Source organism: Lewinella sp. LCG006, from assembly GCF_040784935.1.
Taxonomy (GTDB): Bacteria; Bacteroidota; Bacteroidia; order Chitinophagales; family Saprospiraceae; genus Lewinella.
Window position 1 is genome coordinate 5,269,913 of sequence record NZ_CP160680.1, and the last position, 18,833, is coordinate 5,288,745.

An 18,833-nucleotide genomic window follows, 5' to 3' on the forward strand; every position below is an offset into this window, starting at 1 on the left:
ACTCTCTCAGATAATGATCAAATGAATGAATTAGAAGGAGCATTGGATGTAACTACAAATACTCCTCCTTATCCACTTATTCTCCTAGAAATATCCGTCGTTCTGAGACAATTTAGGGTTTACACCCAAATCAGAAGAAGGAATGGGGAATACATTTCTGAAACGAGGTACACTCGTACCTTGGAGGGAATTCCCTTTCAGCGGCCAGTGGTAAGTACCATCGGTAAATTGCCCGAAACGCACCAAGTCCGTACGGCGGTGACATTCCCAGTGAAGCTCGCGCGCCCGCTCGTCAAGGAGGAAGCCTAAAGTGAGTTCATCCGCTGTAATACTGCCGGCTCCAGCTCTGTTGCGTACGTTGTTAACGTAATCCAAGGCCAGCCCTGGATTGCCATTGCCGCCACGAAGGGTAGCTTCAGCATACATCAGGTAAGCATCCGCCAAGCGGAACATTGGAAAGTCGGTGTCTGGGAAAGTAAGGTCTTTTCCAGGGTTGCCCGCACGATCAACGTTGCGCCATTTGGCAATTGCGTACCCTTGGTTAAACTGTGATACGTCGGTAATCTCCAGTGTTTGCCCCTGAGTGAAGAACATTTTGCGATCATCGTTGGAATTAGAAACCACAGAATAGGTGTAATCAGGTTTACCCAAGTAAAGTTTGATGGTGTAATTTCCACCGCCAGGTACAGCAATATTAGCTCCACCTGCTTCTAAAAGGGCATCAGATCCATCGTCTCCGAAGTTGATGTCCCAACCATCGTTGGCGCGGAACTTCATCTCACCCCCTGTCAGGTCAATGGTAATTTCCCATGCACCATCAGCTTCATTGTAGGTCATATTGGTGTCGTTGTCCCAACCTCCGGGAGTTGCATCACCAATAATACCCCAGCTGGTGGGAGTAAGGCTGTAAGTCAAGTCGTTGAGGTTAACATTTACAAGATAGAAACCTACTCCTGGAGCTATAATGTTGGCCCCTCCGGGCTCGAGCGTTCCATCTGCTCCATCATCACCCCAGTTAGTAGCCCAGCCACCGTCAGCAAATTTGAACCCGAGTTGATCCGCCGGGAAATAAATATATCCGGTGTATACGCCATCGTCATTCAAAGAAGCCAAAGCCGTATTGTCGTCCTCTGGGTTCCAACCCTGGTAATCGCCAGGAACGTTGAGCAAGGTATAATTGCCTGAACCAAAAACGGGCTCAACAACACTACCACCTACTTCAGGAAATTTAGCAACAAAAGCACTGGTGGTACGGGTACCTCCCCAACCTCCGTCCATGCCAAATTCAGAAGCTTGCATGTCACCACCAATGGCAGCGTGCATGATGAAGGTCATACCCCCCCAAGTACGGGTCTGCGCACCGTCAAATAGAACAGGGAAAATAATTTCAGAAGAATTGTCATTGTCTGCTAAGAATAGGTGGCTGTAATTATCCTCCAATTCGTAACCTGCATTGATAACTTTATTACAGAACTCAATACAATCCGCAGCACGATTCTGGCCAATGTAAACTTCCGCGTTGAGGTAAAGTTTAGCCGCCAACATCCACAATGCACCTTGGTCAGCACGACCGTATTCGTTGGTGCCAGGAACAAGCATATCAGGTTCGATATCTTTGATCTCGTCTTCCAACCATTGGAAAAGGTCTGCCGCACTGATTTGCTCAGGCAAGAAAAAGCCAACACCATCAGCTTCCCTTACAAAAGGTACATTTCGGAACATGTCCAGTGCATGCCAGTAGCTCAAGGCTCGGAGGAAGCGTGCTTCTGCACGGTAAGCCTTCATTTCTGCTTTTAGATCGCTTTGACCACGACTGTCGAGCTTCTCATCCGTAGATTCCCGGAGGAATTCGTTACAGAGTGCGATCTGGAAATACAAGCGATCGTACATGGCACGGATAAACTCATTGTTAGCATCCCAGTCCATGTCTTCATAATCGTGGATGTTTCCATCGTTCCAGGCAATTACGGCCTCGTCGGTAGAAAGCTCCTGGGCTTTCCAGTATTGGCGAAGGTAGGTAGAGAAGCCTTCGTCAATGCCATTGATATCAGGCTGCCCGGAAGGGCCTTCCTGACCACTTACGGATAGACCAGCGTATAATTTTGCCAATACCTGACGGTAAGCACCCGGATCGGTGTACACAACATTGGCGGTAGTATCATCAGGATCGATGGGTTCAACATCCAGATCGTTAAAGCACGATGTGGTCAGGAACACCAATCCACCCAGTAGAAAAAGGATGTTTAAAAGATTGTTATTTCTCATTTTTAAATGCTTTTAAAGTTTACTAAAAGTTCAGGTTAGCACCGAATAAAATGGTCCGGGAACGAGGATAGATGTCATTATCGATACCAACTTCGGGGTCAATACCAGTGTAGTTAGTAATCACAAACGGGTTTTGCATCGTTGCGTAGATACGTAAATTGCCACCCCGATCACTACCAAAGACATTGGTAAAACGGTAACCTGCTGTAATGTGATCTAGCCTCAAGAACGAAGCATCTTCGAGGAAGAAGTCGCTAAAGTATTGAGGAACATTATGACCAACAAGGTTGATGTCACTGTGGACGTTGCCCAAGAAGCCCGTAGGGTTCACTACACTATTGTAGTTAGACGAGTTAACAAAACGGTTGTTATACGCATAGTTGCCAATATTGGCACGGCCTGCGAAAGAGAAATCAAAGGCACCATAGTTGAAGTTGGAAGTAAAGCCAAAGAAATAATCTGGTGCTGGGTTCTCAAAACGGTAACGATCGTTAGGAGAGATCACACCATCTCCATTACGGTCAACGTAAAGGCCTTCGATGGGTAGACCAGATTCGCTGTATACCTGTTGGTAAACATAGTAAGAGTTGGTAGGGAAACCTACCGAATGAATCTGAATGTTGTTGCCTACACCACCGGAAATACCACCCGTTTCAAAGCCCTGGAAGTTAGGATCATCACCAAGTGTAAGGCTGGTGATTTCGTTGCGGTTGCGAGTCATGTTGACACCTAAAGACCATTCCGATTTAGCTGTACGAACAGGTACAATGTTTAAAGTTACTTCGAAACCTTTGTTTTCCAAGGTACCAATGTTGGCGGGAATATTGTTGGTGAGGTTGGTGCCTGCAGCTGGGCGGGTCGTCGTCAACAGATCTTTGGTATCCCGTTGGTAAACTTCGAACGAACCGTAGAGACGATCGTTGAAAAGACCAAAATCAATGGCTGCGTTATAGGTCGTTGTCTCTTCCCATTTGAGGTCTGTATTGTATCCACCAGGGCGGTTGGTAGGTACATATTCATCACCAAACTGGTACTGGGCATTAGATAAACTAATGGTATAAGTAGGGATATAGGGGTAGAAATTGTCACCAAGATCTTGCTGGCCTGTTACACCCCATCCTACTCTCAGCTTTAAGCTATTTAGAATCCCGACGCCGTTGTCACCATCAATAAATTTGTAGGCCGCAGCTGCAGCAGGGAAGATACCATAACGGTTCTTTTCCGAGAAGCGGCTGGTTCCGTCCCGACGAATGGTACCTGTAAGTAGTAAACGGTCATTGATCGTGAAATTCATCCGGCTGAATAAAGAAACCAGGAAGTATTCACGAGCGGTAAGAATCTGAACTACGTTTTCTGGCGTTCCAGCCAAGTCACTGCGGTTATCCTCTTTCTCGAATTTGAAGTGCTGATAACCATAACCTGCCATGATGTCCAGACGATTTTTGCCCAATTCCTTTACGTAATTCAGGTAAAAATCAAAAAGCTCATTGGTGATTTGCTCATTATAACTGTTGTCGGTGCCTCCACCCGTGGCAGCATCAAAAACAGCACTGTAAAAGCCTGGCTCATAAATGGCACCTTCACCTTTCGCCTGGTCGTAACCTACATTGAGGTTGGCGCGTAATTCAGGCAGGAATGCAAAACGGTAATCCACCTGCACGTTACCAATAAAACGGTTTACCGTAGACTGATCATCCTTCAATAGCAACTGTGCCACAGGATTAGCAGCAGCTAAAGTATTCGGTGTACCATCGTTGTTGACGAAAGTGAAATAGCCACCATAAGGGCTTTCTGGATCTAATACCGGTTGAGTAGGATCGAAGAATACCGCTGATCCGAGGGCGCCTCGGTTGGCAAACTGATTCTGTACGTTTACTCCTTTGATATTGGCGGTGACTTGCAAGCGGTTGTCCAGAAATCCTGGCGTAAGGCTCACGCCGTAGGTCGTACGCTGGAAGTTGTCGGTCAACAAAAGACCGTCCTTGTTGGTGTAACCCAAAGACACGCGGTAAGGAAGCACCTCTTTGATACCACCTGAGAGACTTACGCTATGGTCGTGGGTAAGACCCGTCTGGAAAATCTGGTCTTGCCAATCGGTGTTAGCGTCTCCCAACAAGTTGGCATTGGCGGGGAAGCGTTCATTGACCAAATTACGGAATTCATCTGCCGACATGACATCCACTCTTTTCTGAATGGAACTGCTCGCGATGCTACCATTGTAATTGATTTTTACTCCTTTGCCCAGCGCACCTTTTTTGGTGGTAATGATGATCACACCGTTAGAAGCACGAGACCCGTAGATGGCGGTTGCCGAAGCATCTTTCAGAACGGTTACATTCTCTACATCATTAGGGTTGACCAGGTTCAGGATATTTCGGCCACCAGCAACACCACGAGATTCTACGGGCACGCCGTCAATAACGATTAATGGGTCATTGCTGGCATTTAGCGATGATCCACCCCGGATACGGATGGTAGCACCACCACCGGGATCACTATTTGGCGTAATATTGACCCCTGCAACCTTACCAGCGATCAGTTCTTGGGTAGAGGTAATGGCTCCCCGGTTGAAAACGTCGCTACTGATGGTCTGAACCGATCCCGTTGCGTCTTCTTTTCTTACGGTACCGTAGCCAATCACAACGACTTCATCAAGGACTGTACCTGAAGCCATTTTTACGTTAAGGACATTGCTAGCGGTTATCTTCAGCTCTTGTGTGCTGTAACCAGTGTAGCTAAAGGAAAGAAGGTCGTAGCCTTCAGGGACCACCAGTTCGTAGTTGCCATCAATGTCAGTAATGGTACCACTTGATGTACCTACCACTAAGATGTTGGCTCCAATGAGGGTTTCGCCCGATTCTGCATCTGTCACTTGTCCGCTAATGGTACGTTGCGCGAGCATTACGCCAGGCAGTATAACCATTGCCAATAGCAACAGGGTTAAATTGTGAAATTGTTTCATACAAATACTAGTGTTTAGAATAATTCAAGCGTTTTGAAAACGTATTAGAAGGACAGGAAAGGCAGAGGAGTTCTACTTTCCAGTCGGTTTTAAAAACGGCTTAAGGATAGGACACTGACAACAAAATAATACGCAAAGATTGTAAAATACTTAATAATGCACGCATGATTTACGTCATCTTTTTTAGGTAATCAAGGTGTTTTGCCATTAATTGTCGGATAAGAGCATTAAGCGCCAAATAAATAATGGTTGAATAGAGATGAGTTGCTCTAGAGAGAATGATTTAGGGTCGTAATTATTCAAATGGTAATATTTTAGGAAAACCTGCTGATCTCTTCATCTGCTCGCCAGCCATTCAGAAAATCGTGCACATTCATCCGTCGTTTTCCCGGAACCTGGAGCTCTAGTACCTCTACGAAGCCATCTTGCGTTGCAATTTTGAAATCATTTTTTCCATCGGTAACAATTGTTCCGGCAGTCAGGCTATGACTTTCCAGATGGGGGATGGTTTTCAGGATTTTCCACTTTTCGCCCTCCAGGCTTGTCCAAGCGGTAGGGTAGGGGTTGAGGCCGCGGATGAAGTCGTGGACCTTTTTTGTAGGTTGAGCAAAATTAATGCGGGTATTCTCTGCGGTAAGTTTCGGGGCTGGGCTGGCCAATTGATGGTCTTGTTGTGTAGGGCTAATATTTCCATTAGCAATAGCTGCAACTGTTTTTACTACGACTTCTGCGCCAAGCATCATCATCCGGTCATGGACTTCACCAACGTTTTCATTATCACCAATGCTCATTTTTTCCTGGAAGATGAGATCTCCGGTATCGATTTCTTCCTGGATGAAAAAGGTGGTCACTCCCGTCTCGGTGTCTCCGTTGATGACGGCCCAGTTGATGGGGGCAGCCCCCCGGTATTTGGGGAGCAAAGAGCCATGGAGATTAAACGTGCCCAGCGGAGGCATGGCCCAAACTACTTTCGGCAACATTCTGAAAGCGACGACAACTTGCAAATCTGCCTGGTAACTGGCCAGGTTGTCGATAAAATCAGGTGCTTTAAGATTTTTGGGTTGTAAAACAGGGATGTCATTTGCTACCGCATACTTTTTTACGGCTGATTCCAACAATTGCTTGCCGCCTCGACCACCCATTTTATCTGTTGCAGTGATCACTGCGACAACATTATGGCCTGCCTGAACCAGCGCATTTAAAGAAGCAACTGCAAAATCGGGCGTACCCATAAAAATAATTCTTGGCTGCATAATCGAATCTTACCTTTTCTAATGTTTTACCTTTCGCTGCAAATATACCCAACTTGACGAAGACGCGAACAATGTGATAAAAATCGCTACAGCCTCCGAAAAATAACTATTTTGGCACCCAATTCTTGCAATACAATATAACTTATGAGTGCTGAATTTTCGTGGCAAACAGCTGATGGTGTAAAGATTTACGGGATTGATTGGCCCTGTGAAAAGCCCTGTGCCGTAGTAGGAATTATCCATGGCTTAGGAGAGCATGTACACCGCTATGAGCATGTAGTGGATTATTTTCATCAGCATAATATTGCAGCCATTGGCTATGATCGGCGTGGGCATGGAAGAAGTGGTGGTAAAAAAGGCCATACAATTGGCTATAAAGCCCTGCTTGATGAGATCGGGCAGTTGGCTGTAGAGGCCGAAGAGCGTTATCCTCACACTCCTGTGTTTTTATACGGACATAGCATGGGGGGGAATCTACTGTTGAGTTACATTATAAGGCGTCATCCCAATATCAAGGGGGCCATCGTCAGTGCGCCACATATCCGTTTAGCTTTTCAACCTTCAGCTATGATGTTGATTATGGGGAGAATGATGAAAGGTGTTTTCCCCGGTTTTACCCAACCCAACGGTTTGGATGTTGAGCAAATTTCCCGCGATAATGAAGTAGTGGAAAAGTATAAAAACGATCCCTACGTCCACAATAAACTTACCGCCATTACAGGCATGAGCATGTTGGAAGCTGCGGATGCACTGGACAAATACCAGGGTGCTTTTCCTGTGCCTCTTTTATTAATGCATGGTGCCTCTGATGGGATCACTGATCCTCAAGCAAGCGAAGACTTCGCAGGTCGTATTACTGGCGATATCACGTTCAAAAAATGGGAAGGATTGTACCATGAAATCCACAATGAACCCGAACAACAAGAAATCATGGCGCTAATGGTGAGTTGGATCAACGAACGAATCCGGTAACTTTGCACCCTCACTAATAACATCTTTGTAACAATCACAAGCTTACCAAAATGGCACGAAAGGTGATCTCCAAAGGAGAAATTATTATTCTAATTATTCTAGGATTTGCGATACTGACCTTTGCCTTGCAAAAGTGTGGTGCTAAAGTCATCAATACCACTGAGGATTCGGAAATTATACAACGGCCTCATCAATAAGTGATGGAACAAACCCGCCTACCTGCGGTACGCAGGCAGGAATCAGTTATTCCCGTCAAATTACTAAGCTCTAAGAACAACTTTTTTCGTGAAAATTTACTGCTTCACGACACTCAACCAGTACTGATGATCACCATCGGAGTAGCGAAGGAAGTACAGCCCAGCAGGAAAGGCGCTGATGTCCAAACTGCTGGTTACTGTCCGCCAGGTTGTTAACAGCCGACCTCTAGGGGCAATTAACGAGATTTCTCCTTTTGTCCAGTGTTCAATCTGTAGCCAGCCGGAAGTTGGGTTGGGGTAGATCATCAGTGGAGAATCGGCAGGATCTTCGATGGCCGAAATAGTGACGTTGATGGTTTGGGCATTGGCTACGCCGCAGTAATCATTACTAGCATTCAGACTTACCTCGTAGACCCCAGCACTCGCGTAAGTATGAACCGGGTTTTCCAAGGTGCTGGTATTGCCGTCGCCAAAATTCCAGAAGTAACTGGAAGCATTGAGCGAATTGTTCTGTAGGCTAATGGTCAAGTCATTTGTGATAATATTGAAAACAGGTACGGGAGGTGAAGCTACCGTGATCTCTTGCATACCACTTGCGCTGTTGTTACTATTGCTGATGCTCAAACTGATGGTGTAAGTTCCCGGCGCTGGAAAGGTGACTAGCGGTGCTATTGCTGTACTTGTAGCTGGTTCCCCACCAGGGAAATTCCAAATCCTGTTCTCAACCGAGCCAGAAGAAAGGTCTTCAAATGCTATCACCAAGGGGGCACATCCCTCTGTAATATTGCTGCTAATTTCAACGACCAGTGGCTCAATTAAACTGACTTGTAGGTCATAATTTTCAGTCCCACATTCGTTTGTTACACTCAAAGTCACTGGATAATCTCCAGGCCCTGGAAAGGTGAAGTTGGGGTTTTCTTCGGTGCTACTCTGACCTGGGAGGAAGTTCCAGACCCAGCTGTTGCCGTTCTCTGTATTGGAAGAAAAGAATACATCGTAACCGTTTGCAGAATAAGCAGGATTCGCCGAAGGAGGAGGTAAAATATTTACTTCGACGGGTAGGGAATTTAACGATTCGAAGCAATCTTCCTGTGGAAGTAAAACCAGGCGGTAGCTCCCAGCTAGTGCCGCGTTTCCCTGGATTTGAAGACTGTCTGTTTGGGTGCCAGTAATAATTCCCGGTGCTTCTACTAGGTCACTCCATTCTCCAGCTACAAGCCGTTGCCACTGCAGTTGATAGTTGCTACCTGAACTCATGGCGATGAGGGTGATTAATGTGCCCTCACAAACAGTGGTATCGTTAGACAATAAAGCCAAATTAGGCAAGGTGAACAGATCACCTTTTACTAAATTCATCAGGATTTCAGAAGTACCATTATCGCCATTTTCGGCATTATTAGTGCCTTCGCCACAGCTGGTAGAATTAATACTAAGGCCTGCGGTTCCTCCAGTCAAGTCAGCCATTAAGGGTATGTTGGACCTTAAGATACCCCCACTGCCACCACCTCCAGGGCCAAAACAGCGGTCATTGTTTCCATTATTTACCGTGGCTCCTGATCCACCACGGGCGGCAATTTGCACCGTTCCACTTACCGTGTTGGCAATTAGTAGAACACTTCCACCTGCACCGCCGCCACCGCCGCCATCACCACTTAGGTTAGTGGCATTGTAACCATCGTTAAGAATACTTCCACCCGCAAAATTAATGGCATCTGCTTTGATGAAAATAATCCCGCCGCCATTTCCTCCACCAGAAGCCGTATTGTTATTAGCATGGCCGCTCCCACCACCGCCACCCGCAAAAACGAGGGTGTTGTCAGTAAGGAGTACCTTTCCAGGCCTGCCGGGGAAGTCGCCGTCGCAGCCAAAGGTGCTAGGCTCATCGTTGCGGCCGCCTTGGCCTCCTGCAGTGAGGAGACTGCCACCGCCGCCACCGCTGTTGTGGTCATTTCCGCCACCGCCACCATTGGCTTGTGCTCCTCGCCCAAAGGGTTCACTACTGTTGGCTGCGCCTATACCTTCTCCTTTAGGAGCGCCTCTCCAGTTGTTGGCAGCATAGGCGAAATCATCAGCATTGGTTAGGAAGTTGCAGTTGTTGTCTGTGATGCTGATGGGTGCGCCTCCCCTAAAACCGTGTCCACTGGCATCGATATCGGCATTCAGCGTAAGGGTGCCGTTTACTTCAAGCGCAAGAATTCCTCCCGTGGTTCCATTCCAGGGGGCTGGCGAGAGGGTGTTGTCAACACTGGCATTTTCGTAAATCTGGAAACCTATCACTTGGGTGGCATTACCGCTGTATTGATGAATGAGCGTATATTCAAGGGTGACTTCATTACCAGAAATACTGCTAATGCTATTGTACTCATATTGGCCGCTACCATTATAATCTGTGATATCTCCGTAGCTGTCGGCATTGTTGAGATCAATATTCGCACCATTCATCTGGTGAATAATCAAACCCATTCCTGGGACAAAATTACTGGCATCATTCAGCACCAAAGTATTGGTACAATCATCTTGACTGATCAGCTGGCTGTAAACATTGATTTGACCACTAAGACTGGTCTGGCCAGGGAGGAAGAAATGGCCTAGGAGAACAGCAATTAATAGGAGGTATTTCATATGGCATTGGGATGGTAAAGGATAATAACCATAAAATTAAGCTATTTTGTAAAAGCAAAAATTTTGGCCTTATCTAAAATATATTCTGGATTCTTCCGCCTTTTTAATAATTTGCGGCCTTAACATACGTTAAGAGACGGAATAACACATTTTCTGCCTCCACAACAGGTGGATCCGTCAAATTACTAAGGACTTATTCACAAAAAATAATGAACCACATGTTCAACCACCTCCTTTTGTTTTTCCAGACAGCAAATATCGGAACGGAAGAACCGACCCAAGAAAGTGAGAGTTTGTTTTCCATCATTGCCAGTAGCGGTACGATGGGGATTATTATTGTAGCGGTATTACTCGTATTAGCAGTTGTCGCTACGGTTATCTTTATTGAGCGTTACGCAACAATCAAGCAAGCAGGACGGGTTGATGAAAACTTCATCAATAATATTCGTGCCAATGTTTCTTCGGGAAATATTGCTGGTGCAAAAGCCCTTTGCCAGTCTACAGATTCTCCAGTGGCTCGCATGGTAGAAAAAGGTTTGCAGCGGATTGGAAAGCCTTTGCGTGATATTGATGCTGCTATTGAAAACGTTGGTAACCTTGAAATTTTCCGACTAGAGAAAAATTTGAGCACACTGGCTTCAATTGCTGGTGCAGCCCCAATGATCGGATTCTTTGGAACAGTAACGGGTATGATTGCGGCTTTCCAAAAAATGGCAACCGAAAAGAATGTTGCACCAGATCAATTGGCAGAAGGTATTTACCAGGCACTGATTACCACCGCTGGTGGTCTTTTTATCGGTATTTTAGCTTTCGTGGGCTATAACGTACTTGTAACAAGCGTAGAAAAAGTAGTCTACAAAATGGAGCGTACGACGGTCGACTTCATGGATCTTTTGCAGGAACCTACTGTTTAATGTAAAGGCGCGATACATCGCGTCTTTTATGACTTAACAACATTCAACCATGGGTTTTAAGAAAAAGAACAAGGTAAGTGCAGAATTTAGCATGTCCTCATTGACGGACATCATCTTTCTGTTATTGATCTTCTTTATGCTGACGTCCAATTTCGTTCGCCTCCAGCCTTTTGATCTTCCTCAGTCGGATTCTAAAACGGTGGCGCCCGTATCTATTGTGGTTAGCATCACCAAAGATGGCATCTACACCGTGGATGATCAGGATGTATCACAAAGTGATTTGGTAAACGTACTTCGTACCAAGGTGAGAGGTATCAATGACCAGGAGCACACTGCGATAACAATTGTGGCAGAGGTGGGCACTGACTTTGAGAAAGTAACCGAAATTTTAGGAATTGCAGCAGCACTAAAAGTGCAAGCAATTTTAGCTACTCAACCACGATCATAATATGGGCCTTAAGAAAAGAGCGAAGGTGAGTGCAGAATTCAGTATGTCCTCTTTAACGGACATCATCTTTCTGTTGTTGATCTTTTTTATGCTGACTTCTACGCTGGTGGCACCGAATGCGATTAATTTTAATCTGCCAGGGAGTACTCAAAAGCGGGTGAGTGCCCCTCGTACGCTGGATGAGATCAGAATCAATAACCGGGGGAATTATTACTACAATAACAAGAATATTACCTTGATTGAAATGGAGGATCAACTTCGCCGGCTTAGTGCTGGTAAGGAACCCAAATCAGAAAGTGTAATTATTTCTATTGATAAAGGTGCGAAAGTAGAGAATGTTGTTGCGGTGATGGATTTGACGTTGAAGTTTGAGATTAACCGGGTTTTAGCACCAGAAAAGTAAGAAGTAAGATGGCTTTTTATGCATTCGTGCATGTTTCTGCATCTAAGAAACGGCACATCAATAAAAAGCATAAAATAAGTAATAATGGACGATATATTAACGGCCAAGGAACTTCAAAACAAGCGTAAAGGACAAATCGCCGGTGGCATAATGTTCCTTTTACTGGTGATCATTCTATTGCTGCCATTGTTTTGGTACCAGAATCCACCTCCAGGGCAGGAAGGTATTCAGGTTAACTTAGGTATTCCTGATATAGGAATGGGGGAAGACCTTAATGCACCAATGGCCACAACGACAGAGACGGAAGAAACGTCTGAGCCTGAAGTTCAACCAGAACCCCAACCGGAAGAAGTGCCTCCTCCCGTCGCTTCAAATCCTGAACCTAGTCAGCGTGATGTTGTAACGACAGATGACGCAGAGGCCATCGCGATACGGAAAAAGCAAGAACGCGAAGCCGCAGACCGGAAAGCGCGAGAAGATGCTGATCGTCGGGAACGTGAAGCACAGGCCGAGGCAGAGCGCAAACGCCAAGCGGCAGCAGCCGAAGCAGAGCGCCAGCGTCAAGCACAGGAAGCCGCAGCAAAGGCTACACGTGATCAAGTTGGAGGATTGTTTAATTCTGGCGGCGGCGGCGGAACGACCAACAAACCTGGCGATGGCGGTGCAACCAACGGTGATCCTAACTCCAGCAATATTGGTACCAAAAGTTTTGGTAGTGGTACTGTAGGTGGTGGCTTAGGAAGTAGAGGGGTCTCCAACTCCCCAAGGCTAGTTGAAAATAGCCAGAAATCAGGAACGGTGGTCATCAGTCTTTGTGTAAATGCCAGCGGTAGTGTAGATCCGGAATCTGTGAAATTTACCCAGCGGGGGTCTACTACCACGGATGCTCAGTTGGTAAATGCGGCCATCCGAAATGCCAAATCCTGGGGCTTTTCAAGTGGTTCTGTAGATCGTCAGTGTGGTACTATTACTTACAACTTTAAGGTACAGTAATTTTAAAAACACAAGCTTCTTACGAAAGAATAAGGCATTTAAGGATTCTCTTCCTTAAATGCCTTATGTAATTTATACAGCAATGAACTATAAAGAAACGCTAGCCTTCCTCTACGAACAACTTCCTATGTTTCAGCGGATAGGAAGTGCTGCCTTCAAAAAGGATCTGACCAATATCAAGGAGCTGTTAGCGGTATTGGGAAACCCGGAAACGAAGTTTCCCAGTATCCATGTAGGAGGAACCAATGGCAAGGGCTCCGTAACGCATTTGTTGGGTGCCGCTTTGCAGGCTGGTGGTTATAAAACGGGCTTGTATACTTCCCCTCACTATAAAGATTTCAGGGAACGGATAAAAGTCAATGGAGCATACGTTTCCCGAAAGTTTGTGGTGGATTTTGTTGACCGTATCCGACCTGAACTAGCGCGGATCAGTCCGAGTTTTTTTGAGATTACGGTAGCGATGGCTTTTCAATACTTTGCTGAGCAAAAAGTAGATATAGCCGTTGTCGAAGTAGGTTTGGGAGGGCGATTAGATTCTACCAACGTGCTGAATCCGGAATTGGCGGTCATTACCAATATCAGTTTGGATCATCAACAGTTTCTAGGGGATACCCTACCCGAAATTGCGGGGGAAAAAGCAGGAATTATCAAGGCGAATGTGCCCGTGGTCATTGGCGAAACCCAACAGGCTACTGCTCCGGTATTTCGCAGTAAGGCCAAAGAGGTGGGGGCACCACTGGTATTTGCCGATCAGCTTTTTCAGGTTAAACAAACGAAGCAGGATTTTAACCATACCTATTTTTCCGTTGACCGGAAACATCAGCTTTACACCAGTGAATTGATCATCAATTTGCACGGCCCCTACCAGGCGTTGAACATCCAAACGGCGCTGGCCGCATTAGAGGTGTGGCAAATGCACCATGCAGAACGTACTTTGCCCTTTACGGCTATACAAGAAGGCTGGGCGAATCTGCGTGATCTGACGCGCTTTCAGGGGCGTTGGCAAGTTTTGAGTGAACAACCACGCGTGATGGTGGACAGTGCTCACAACGAAGGCGGGCTGAAGGCTATCATGGACCAATTAAAGGCTGCTTCCGGACAGCTACATTTCGTAATGGGAGTTGTAAGCGATAAGAAGCTGGAAGAGGTATTGCCATTGTTTCCCCCAAATGCCAAGTACTATTTTGCGAAAGCTGATATACCAAGGGGGCTACCGGCTAGTGATCTACAACAGACAGCCGCACATTTTGGCCTAAAAGGCAAAACTTATACAAGTGTCAAAAATGCTCTCAAGGCCGCCAAGCGAGCTGCAGCCAAAGAGGATACCATTTTTGTGGGTGGGAGCATTTTCACCGTAGCGGAAGTGCTTTAGTGGTAGAGGGACTATAAGGGGGCGAAGCAGCCCGCATCTTTATACAGACTTTTGTAAATTCACATACAATTAATATTCTGCATCTGTCGTTTTTCACCAGATTATGTACTAAATCCTGAACCCATGAGAACCTTTCTCTTGTTTTTCTTCCTTACTGCCATCTCGATTGGCTTATCTGCACAAACCAATTACGGTATAGCCTCCTACTACGCTCCTGGACTAGATGGTGCTAAAACCTCTTCTGGGGAGCGTTATAAACACGATGGTTTTACTTGTGCCAATAAGGATTACCCCATTGGTACTATTCTACGGGTGGTCAGGGTTGACGATGGCCGTGCTGTAGAAGTGAGGGTCAATGATTGTGGCCCACATAAAGCGGGCAGAGTCATTGATGTTTCTGGTGCTGCTGCCGAGCGTATCGGCTTGGTACGGGACGGCATTACAGCGGTGCGCCTGGAATTGGTGAAATTAGGCACAGGAAAATTAGCTTGTGGCGGTCGGTACCGACCATCTCGCACAACAGATCAGCCTGCTTCCTATGAAAATACGGGTGCACCGAAGGTGGAAGAAACCCCTGCTGCTCCGGTAATTGAGGGGCAGGGCACGTATCGAGCAGATGCCTTACAGCCTATTCAGGAAGGTTTTGGCGTGCAGGTAGGTTCTTATCGCGTTTATGATAATGCCTCAGAGGTTGCTGCTGATTTGCAGTCAAAGGGGTACAGCAAGGTACTTATCCGCTTGCGCGGCAATGTTCATCAAGTGGTACTCGGGCCTTTCGAGACCAGAGAAGCTGCCGCTGTTTATCGCGATAACCTTTTGAGAAAATACAAAATGCGAGGTTTTGTAACCGCTATTACGGATTAACAAGGTGTAATGGTTAGGTGGGTGTAAAGGTGTAAACGTTAATAACTTTTACACCTAGGTTGTACAATCTGGTGGTAAAGGCTTGAGACGCTTTTAGGCCTGTTCACGACCCACCCTCTAACTCCCTGCCCTAGTGATGGAGGGAGGACTTGAGTTCGTAAAGTATTGATTATCAAAAATTTTATGTGACTCAAAAGGCCCCTCGCCTGGTTAGGGAGGGGTTGGGGTGGGTCGTGAATTAAAGCTGAAATGCGTCTCAGCCCAAATAGGTCAGATTGAACAGCCTACCTTTACACCTTTAAAACCCTTACACCCTTTTACACTCCTTACCTCCTAACAAATAAGTTGTACTTCAAAATACAATAAATCGCCCTAAACCCATCCCGCCAATTGATCTTTTTGCCTTCGGCATAAGTGCGGCCATAGTAGGAGATACCTACCTCATAAATACGGATATTGGGGATGCGGGAAATTTTTGCGGTGACCTCAGGTTCGAAACCAAAGCGATTTTCTTTGAGTGTAAGCTGCTGGACGTATTCAGAACGGAAAAGCTTGTAGCAGGTTTCCATGTCCGTCAGGTTGAGGTTGGTAAAGGCATTGGAAAGGAAGGTAAGGAACTTATTTCCGATGGAATGCCAAAAGAAAAGAATCCGGTGAGGCTGGCCACCGATAAATCGGGAGCCATACACTACATCTGCTTGTCCATTTTGGATGGGTTTAAGCAAGACATTGTACTCCTCTGGGTCATATTCCAAGTCGGCGTCCTGGATGATGAGGTATTCTCCCGTCGCTTCCCGAATGCCGGTGTGTAAGGCCGCTCCTTTTCCCTGGTTGAACGCATGCTCAAAGTAAGTAATCGGAAAATCAGGATTACTACTGCGGTAACGCTCAATGGCTCCCTTGGTATCATCGGAAGAAGCGTCATTAATGATGAGTACTTCTTTTTGCCATCCTCCCACCAGTTGCACGGCTTTTACCTTATCCAAAATTAAGTGGATCGTACGCTCTTCATTATAAGCAGGAATAACAATCGAAAGGGTGGTTGACATGGTTTTAATTTTTAGCGGAGCAAAGGTAACAAAGTTCCGAAAATAGGGAGGTCAGGGATTTTCTAGGAAATTGTTTTGCGTAGGTAACTCTTACCAGGGTGTTTCAATGTCTTTAGGAACGTAGAGGTGATTGCGATCAACAAAAACGCTTTCTTCTCCCGTTTTGCCAGTTTCTTTTTTACGACTTAGTCGATAAATAAAAGCGATAGGAGTGAGGATGGCAAGGAACACCAGGGTCATTAAAACGTGGTTCATGACGAAACCAATCCCCTGGGTGAGTTTGGTCCAAAACAGCGCGACAAAATCAGCGATCGCTGAAAAAAGCAGGGTCACGACCAGGAACAGGATGATTCCTGCGATCATCCACTTTGTTGTCCAATAGAAATAATAGAGCAATAAAAGCAATAACAGCACGGCCAAGACCGACTCGTAGGTTTTATTCCGACTTTCCATGAGAGAGGCTTAGAACAGGGTGTAAATAAATGAACCGACGGCAGAGCTCTCGGCAAAAATAATGAGTGCCCCGATGAGCAGTAAGATGGCAATGATGGGGAACAACCACCACTTGCGCCGTTCTTTCATAAAAAGCCATAAATCACGTAAAAATTCCATGTTTATTGGAGTTTAATCTAGCGCAAAAGCTTCCTCTTTCGCCGCTTGAATCTTTTTATTTTCGGGTTGATCTGTTTTGGCGAACAGAAAATCCCCCATCACAAGATAGTCCATATTGGTACGCACAAAGCACCGAAAGGCATCTTCTGGCGTACAAACGACAGGCTCTCCCCTGACATTAAAACTGGTGTTGACCAATAAGCCATAACCTGTCTTTGCTTTGAAGGCTTGTAGTAGGCGGTAGTAAATGGGATTGGTCGCTTCGTGAACAGTTTGCACCCTTGCTGAAAAATCAATGTGGGTGATGGCGGGCATATCAGACCGCTCAATATTGATCTTCTCCTTTAGGGGGAGTGTGCCGTAGTCGGTGGGTAGCCTTTTTTTGCGTTCTTCCTTGACCGAAGCGACGACCAACATGTAAGGGCTTGCCTCCTCTAATTCAAAATAGGTACTGACATCTTCGGCGAGTACGGATGGGGCAAAAGGACGGAAGCTTTCCCTGAACTTTATCTTCAGGTTGAGTTTTATCTGCATTTCAGGATTTCTTACATCTCCCAAAATACTCCGGCTCCCCAAGGCACGCGGGCCGAATTCCTGTCGCCCCTGGAACCATCCCACCACTTGCCCGTCGGCTAGTAAATCCGCTACTTTATTACAAAGGTCTTCTTCGCTGTATTCCTGGTAAACGGCTTCGTACTTTCTGGCAACTTCCCGGATAGCCATTGCCGAGAATTCCGGACCGAGGTAGGCTCCTTTCATGCCATCCATCTTTTTGCTATCGACCATCCTTTCTTGCGCAAAATAGATGTAATGGGCGGCGAGTGCGGCACCAAGGGCACCACCAGCATCACCGGCAGCGGGTTGGATCCAAATATCCCTGAATAGTTTAGCGCGTAGCAAGTGGCCGTTGGCTACGCAGTTTAAGGCAACACCACCAGCTAAACACAAATGTGCTGAACCGGTGATTTCGGCGGCTGTTTTTGCGAGTTTCAATACGATCTCTTCCGTAACGTGCTGAATAGCAATGGCCAGATTACAGTGTTTTTGCTCCAATGGGCTTTCGCTGGTGCGGCAGGGAAAGCCAAATAGTCTTTCCCATTTCTGGTCATCTATCATTCTGGAGCCCGTGGCAAACGTAAAATACGCAGGCTGCAATACGATGGAACCATCTGGTTTAATGGACACCAGGTGATCCTTTATCGTCTGGATAAACTGCTGGGTTTGCGGATCATCCAAATTCCCGTAAGGGGCAAGTCCCATGAGCTTGTACTCACCAAAATTGACCTTGAACCCCAGGAAATAAGTAAAAGAAGAATACAGAAGCCCCAACGAATCGGGAAAATGCAGCTCTTTGAGAATGCGAATATCCTTGCCTTCCCCTTTACAAATACTAGCTGTGGCCCATTCGCCCACGCCATCAATTGTTAAAATAGCGGCACTTTCGTAGGGCGAAGGATAAAAAGCACTGGCAGCGTGGGACAAGTGATGTTCCGGGAATAAAATTTTGGGCAGGTGCTTAAGGTCGGGATCCAGGGTTTTGAGCGCTTTTCTTAGCTGCTGTTTGAGGAATATTTTTTCCTTAATCCAAACTGGCATGGAGCGAATAAAGCTGCCTAATCCTTTAGGCGCATGTTGATAATAGGTCTCTAAAATTCGTTCAAATTTTAAAAACGGTTTATCATAAAAAGCGATGGCATCCAATTCCTCCAGCGAGAGGCCTGCGTGTTGGAGCAACCACTTTATTGAATGCTCAGGAAAGGAAGCGTCATGTTTGATGCGCGTAAACCATTCTTCCTGCGCAGCAGCGACCACTTCGCCGTTTACCGTCACGGCAGCGGCGGAATCATGATAATAAGCAGATATTCCAAGGATTTTCATTTAAATGCTACTGTGGAGGACCCAAGATA

At 46.2% G+C, this 18,833-nt stretch carries 15 protein-coding genes; 7 read left to right on the forward strand and 8 right to left on the reverse strand.

Annotation, left to right across the window (positions count from 1 at the left end; genetic code table 11):
* Positions 1-84: 84 nt before the first annotated feature.
* From AB0L18_RS18945 to fmt, 3 genes are all read right to left on the reverse strand, one after another.
* A complete protein-coding gene (locus tag AB0L18_RS18945) occupies positions 85-2,265 on the reverse strand; it encodes a RagB/SusD family nutrient uptake outer membrane protein (protein ID WP_367388883.1) in 2,181 nt (726 codons plus the stop codon).
* 22 nt (positions 2,266-2,287) lie between these two features.
* The gene (locus tag AB0L18_RS18950; RefSeq protein WP_367388884.1) at positions 2,288-5,227 is read right to left on the reverse strand and encodes a SusC/RagA family TonB-linked outer membrane protein; all 2,940 of its coding nucleotides are present in this window, start codon (positions 5,225-5,227) and stop codon (positions 2,288-2,290) included.
* Positions 5,228-5,541: 314 nt separating this feature from the next.
* On the reverse strand, positions 5,542-6,480 hold the full coding sequence (fmt, locus tag AB0L18_RS18955; RefSeq protein ID WP_367388885.1) for a methionyl-tRNA formyltransferase: 939 nt from the start codon (positions 6,478-6,480) through the stop codon (positions 5,542-5,544).
* 144 nt (positions 6,481-6,624) lie between these two features.
* On the opposite strand from fmt, the gene AB0L18_RS18960 reads away from it, so the two are divergent.
* A complete protein-coding gene (locus tag AB0L18_RS18960; RefSeq protein WP_367388886.1) occupies positions 6,625-7,452 on the forward strand; it encodes a lysophospholipase in 828 nt (275 codons plus the stop codon).
* Positions 7,453-7,745: 293 nt separating this feature from the next.
* On the opposite strand, the gene AB0L18_RS18965 is transcribed toward AB0L18_RS18960, so the two are convergent.
* Positions 7,746-10,271: a PKD domain-containing protein gene (locus AB0L18_RS18965; RefSeq protein WP_367388887.1), complete on the reverse strand. Its 2,526-nt coding sequence runs from the start codon at positions 10,269-10,271 to the stop codon at positions 7,746-7,748.
* 218 nt (positions 10,272-10,489) lie between these two features.
* Between AB0L18_RS18965 and AB0L18_RS18970 the strand changes: the two genes are divergently transcribed.
* The 6 genes from AB0L18_RS18970 to AB0L18_RS18995 all read left to right on the forward strand — a co-directional run bounded on the left by AB0L18_RS18970 (position 10,490) and on the right by AB0L18_RS18995 (position 15,265).
* Positions 10,490-11,185, forward strand: a complete 696-nt coding sequence (locus AB0L18_RS18970) for a MotA/TolQ/ExbB proton channel family protein (RefSeq protein ID WP_367388888.1) — start codon at positions 10,490-10,492, stop codon at positions 11,183-11,185.
* A 49-nt stretch (positions 11,186-11,234) separates the two neighbouring features.
* The gene (locus tag AB0L18_RS18975; RefSeq protein WP_367388889.1) at positions 11,235-11,633 is read left to right on the forward strand and encodes an ExbD/TolR family protein; all 399 of its coding nucleotides are present in this window, start codon (positions 11,235-11,237) and stop codon (positions 11,631-11,633) included.
* 1 nt (position 11,634) lies between these two features.
* Positions 11,635-12,036, forward strand: coding sequence for an ExbD/TolR family protein (locus AB0L18_RS18980; protein ID WP_367388890.1), 402 nt, complete (start codon positions 11,635-11,637; stop codon positions 12,034-12,036).
* An 84-nt stretch (positions 12,037-12,120) separates the two neighbouring features.
* Positions 12,121-13,029, forward strand: a complete 909-nt coding sequence (locus AB0L18_RS18985; RefSeq protein WP_367388891.1) for a hypothetical protein — start codon at positions 12,121-12,123, stop codon at positions 13,027-13,029.
* A gap of 82 nt (positions 13,030-13,111) precedes the next feature.
* Positions 13,112-14,401: a folylpolyglutamate synthase/dihydrofolate synthase family protein gene (locus AB0L18_RS18990; RefSeq protein WP_367388892.1), complete on the forward strand. Its 1,290-nt coding sequence runs from the start codon at positions 13,112-13,114 to the stop codon at positions 14,399-14,401.
* Between the two features lie 123 nt (positions 14,402-14,524).
* Entirely contained in the window at positions 14,525-15,265 is a 741-nt protein-coding gene (locus AB0L18_RS18995; RefSeq protein ID WP_367388893.1) for a septal ring lytic transglycosylase RlpA family protein, read from the forward strand.
* 326 nt (positions 15,266-15,591) lie between these two features.
* On the opposite strand, the gene AB0L18_RS19000 is transcribed toward AB0L18_RS18995, so the two are convergent.
* The 4 genes from AB0L18_RS19000 to AB0L18_RS19015 all read right to left on the reverse strand — a co-directional run bounded on the left by AB0L18_RS19000 (position 15,592) and on the right by AB0L18_RS19015 (position 18,804).
* Positions 15,592-16,314 carry a glycosyltransferase family 2 protein gene (locus AB0L18_RS19000; protein WP_367388894.1) on the reverse strand — a complete coding sequence of 241 codons (723 nt, stop codon included), beginning with the start codon at positions 16,312-16,314 and terminating at the stop codon, positions 15,592-15,594.
* A 90-nt stretch (positions 16,315-16,404) separates the two neighbouring features.
* Positions 16,405-16,767 carry a hypothetical protein gene (locus AB0L18_RS19005; protein ID WP_367388895.1) on the reverse strand — a complete coding sequence of 121 codons (363 nt, stop codon included), beginning with the start codon at positions 16,765-16,767 and terminating at the stop codon, positions 16,405-16,407.
* A 9-nt stretch (positions 16,768-16,776) separates the two neighbouring features.
* Complete coding sequence (locus AB0L18_RS19010; protein ID WP_367388896.1) at positions 16,777-16,926, reverse strand: DUF5989 family protein; 150 nt, start codon at positions 16,924-16,926, stop codon at positions 16,777-16,779.
* A 12-nt stretch (positions 16,927-16,938) separates the two neighbouring features.
* Entirely contained in the window at positions 16,939-18,804 is a 1,866-nt protein-coding gene (locus tag AB0L18_RS19015; protein ID WP_367388897.1) for a carbamoyltransferase, read from the reverse strand.
* Between the last annotated feature and the right edge of the window lie 29 nt (positions 18,805-18,833).

Excerpts from the sequence above, each read along its gene's own strand:
- AB0L18_RS18945 (WP_367388883.1), bottom strand. The coding sequence starts at position 2,265 with ATGAGAAATAACAATCTTTTAAACATCCTTTTTCTACTGGGTGGATTG.
- AB0L18_RS18950 (WP_367388884.1), bottom strand. The coding sequence starts at position 5,227 with ATGAAACAATTTCACAATTTAACCCTGTTGCTATTGGCAATGGTTATA.
- fmt (WP_367388885.1), bottom strand. The coding sequence starts at position 6,480 with ATGCAGCCAAGAATTATTTTTATGGGTACGCCCGATTTTGCAGTTGCT.
- AB0L18_RS18960 (WP_367388886.1), top strand. The coding sequence starts at position 6,625 with ATGAGTGCTGAATTTTCGTGGCAAACAGCTGATGGTGTAAAGATTTAC.
- AB0L18_RS18965 (WP_367388887.1), bottom strand. The coding sequence starts at position 10,271 with ATGAAATACCTCCTATTAATTGCTGTTCTCCTAGGCCATTTCTTCCTC.
- AB0L18_RS18970 (WP_367388888.1), top strand. The coding sequence starts at position 10,490 with ATGTTCAACCACCTCCTTTTGTTTTTCCAGACAGCAAATATCGGAACG.
- AB0L18_RS18975 (WP_367388889.1), top strand. The coding sequence starts at position 11,235 with ATGGGTTTTAAGAAAAAGAACAAGGTAAGTGCAGAATTTAGCATGTCC.
- AB0L18_RS18980 (WP_367388890.1), top strand. The coding sequence starts at position 11,635 with ATGGGCCTTAAGAAAAGAGCGAAGGTGAGTGCAGAATTCAGTATGTCC.
- AB0L18_RS18985 (WP_367388891.1), top strand. The coding sequence starts at position 12,121 with ATGGACGATATATTAACGGCCAAGGAACTTCAAAACAAGCGTAAAGGA.
- AB0L18_RS18990 (WP_367388892.1), top strand. The coding sequence starts at position 13,112 with ATGAACTATAAAGAAACGCTAGCCTTCCTCTACGAACAACTTCCTATG.
- AB0L18_RS18995 (WP_367388893.1), top strand. The coding sequence starts at position 14,525 with ATGAGAACCTTTCTCTTGTTTTTCTTCCTTACTGCCATCTCGATTGGC.
- AB0L18_RS19000 (WP_367388894.1), bottom strand. The coding sequence starts at position 16,314 with ATGTCAACCACCCTTTCGATTGTTATTCCTGCTTATAATGAAGAGCGT.
- AB0L18_RS19005 (WP_367388895.1), bottom strand. The coding sequence starts at position 16,767 with ATGGAAAGTCGGAATAAAACCTACGAGTCGGTCTTGGCCGTGCTGTTA.
- AB0L18_RS19010 (WP_367388896.1), bottom strand. The coding sequence starts at position 16,926 with ATGGAATTTTTACGTGATTTATGGCTTTTTATGAAAGAACGGCGCAAG.
- AB0L18_RS19015 (WP_367388897.1), bottom strand. The coding sequence starts at position 18,804 with ATGAAAATCCTTGGAATATCTGCTTATTATCATGATTCCGCCGCTGCC.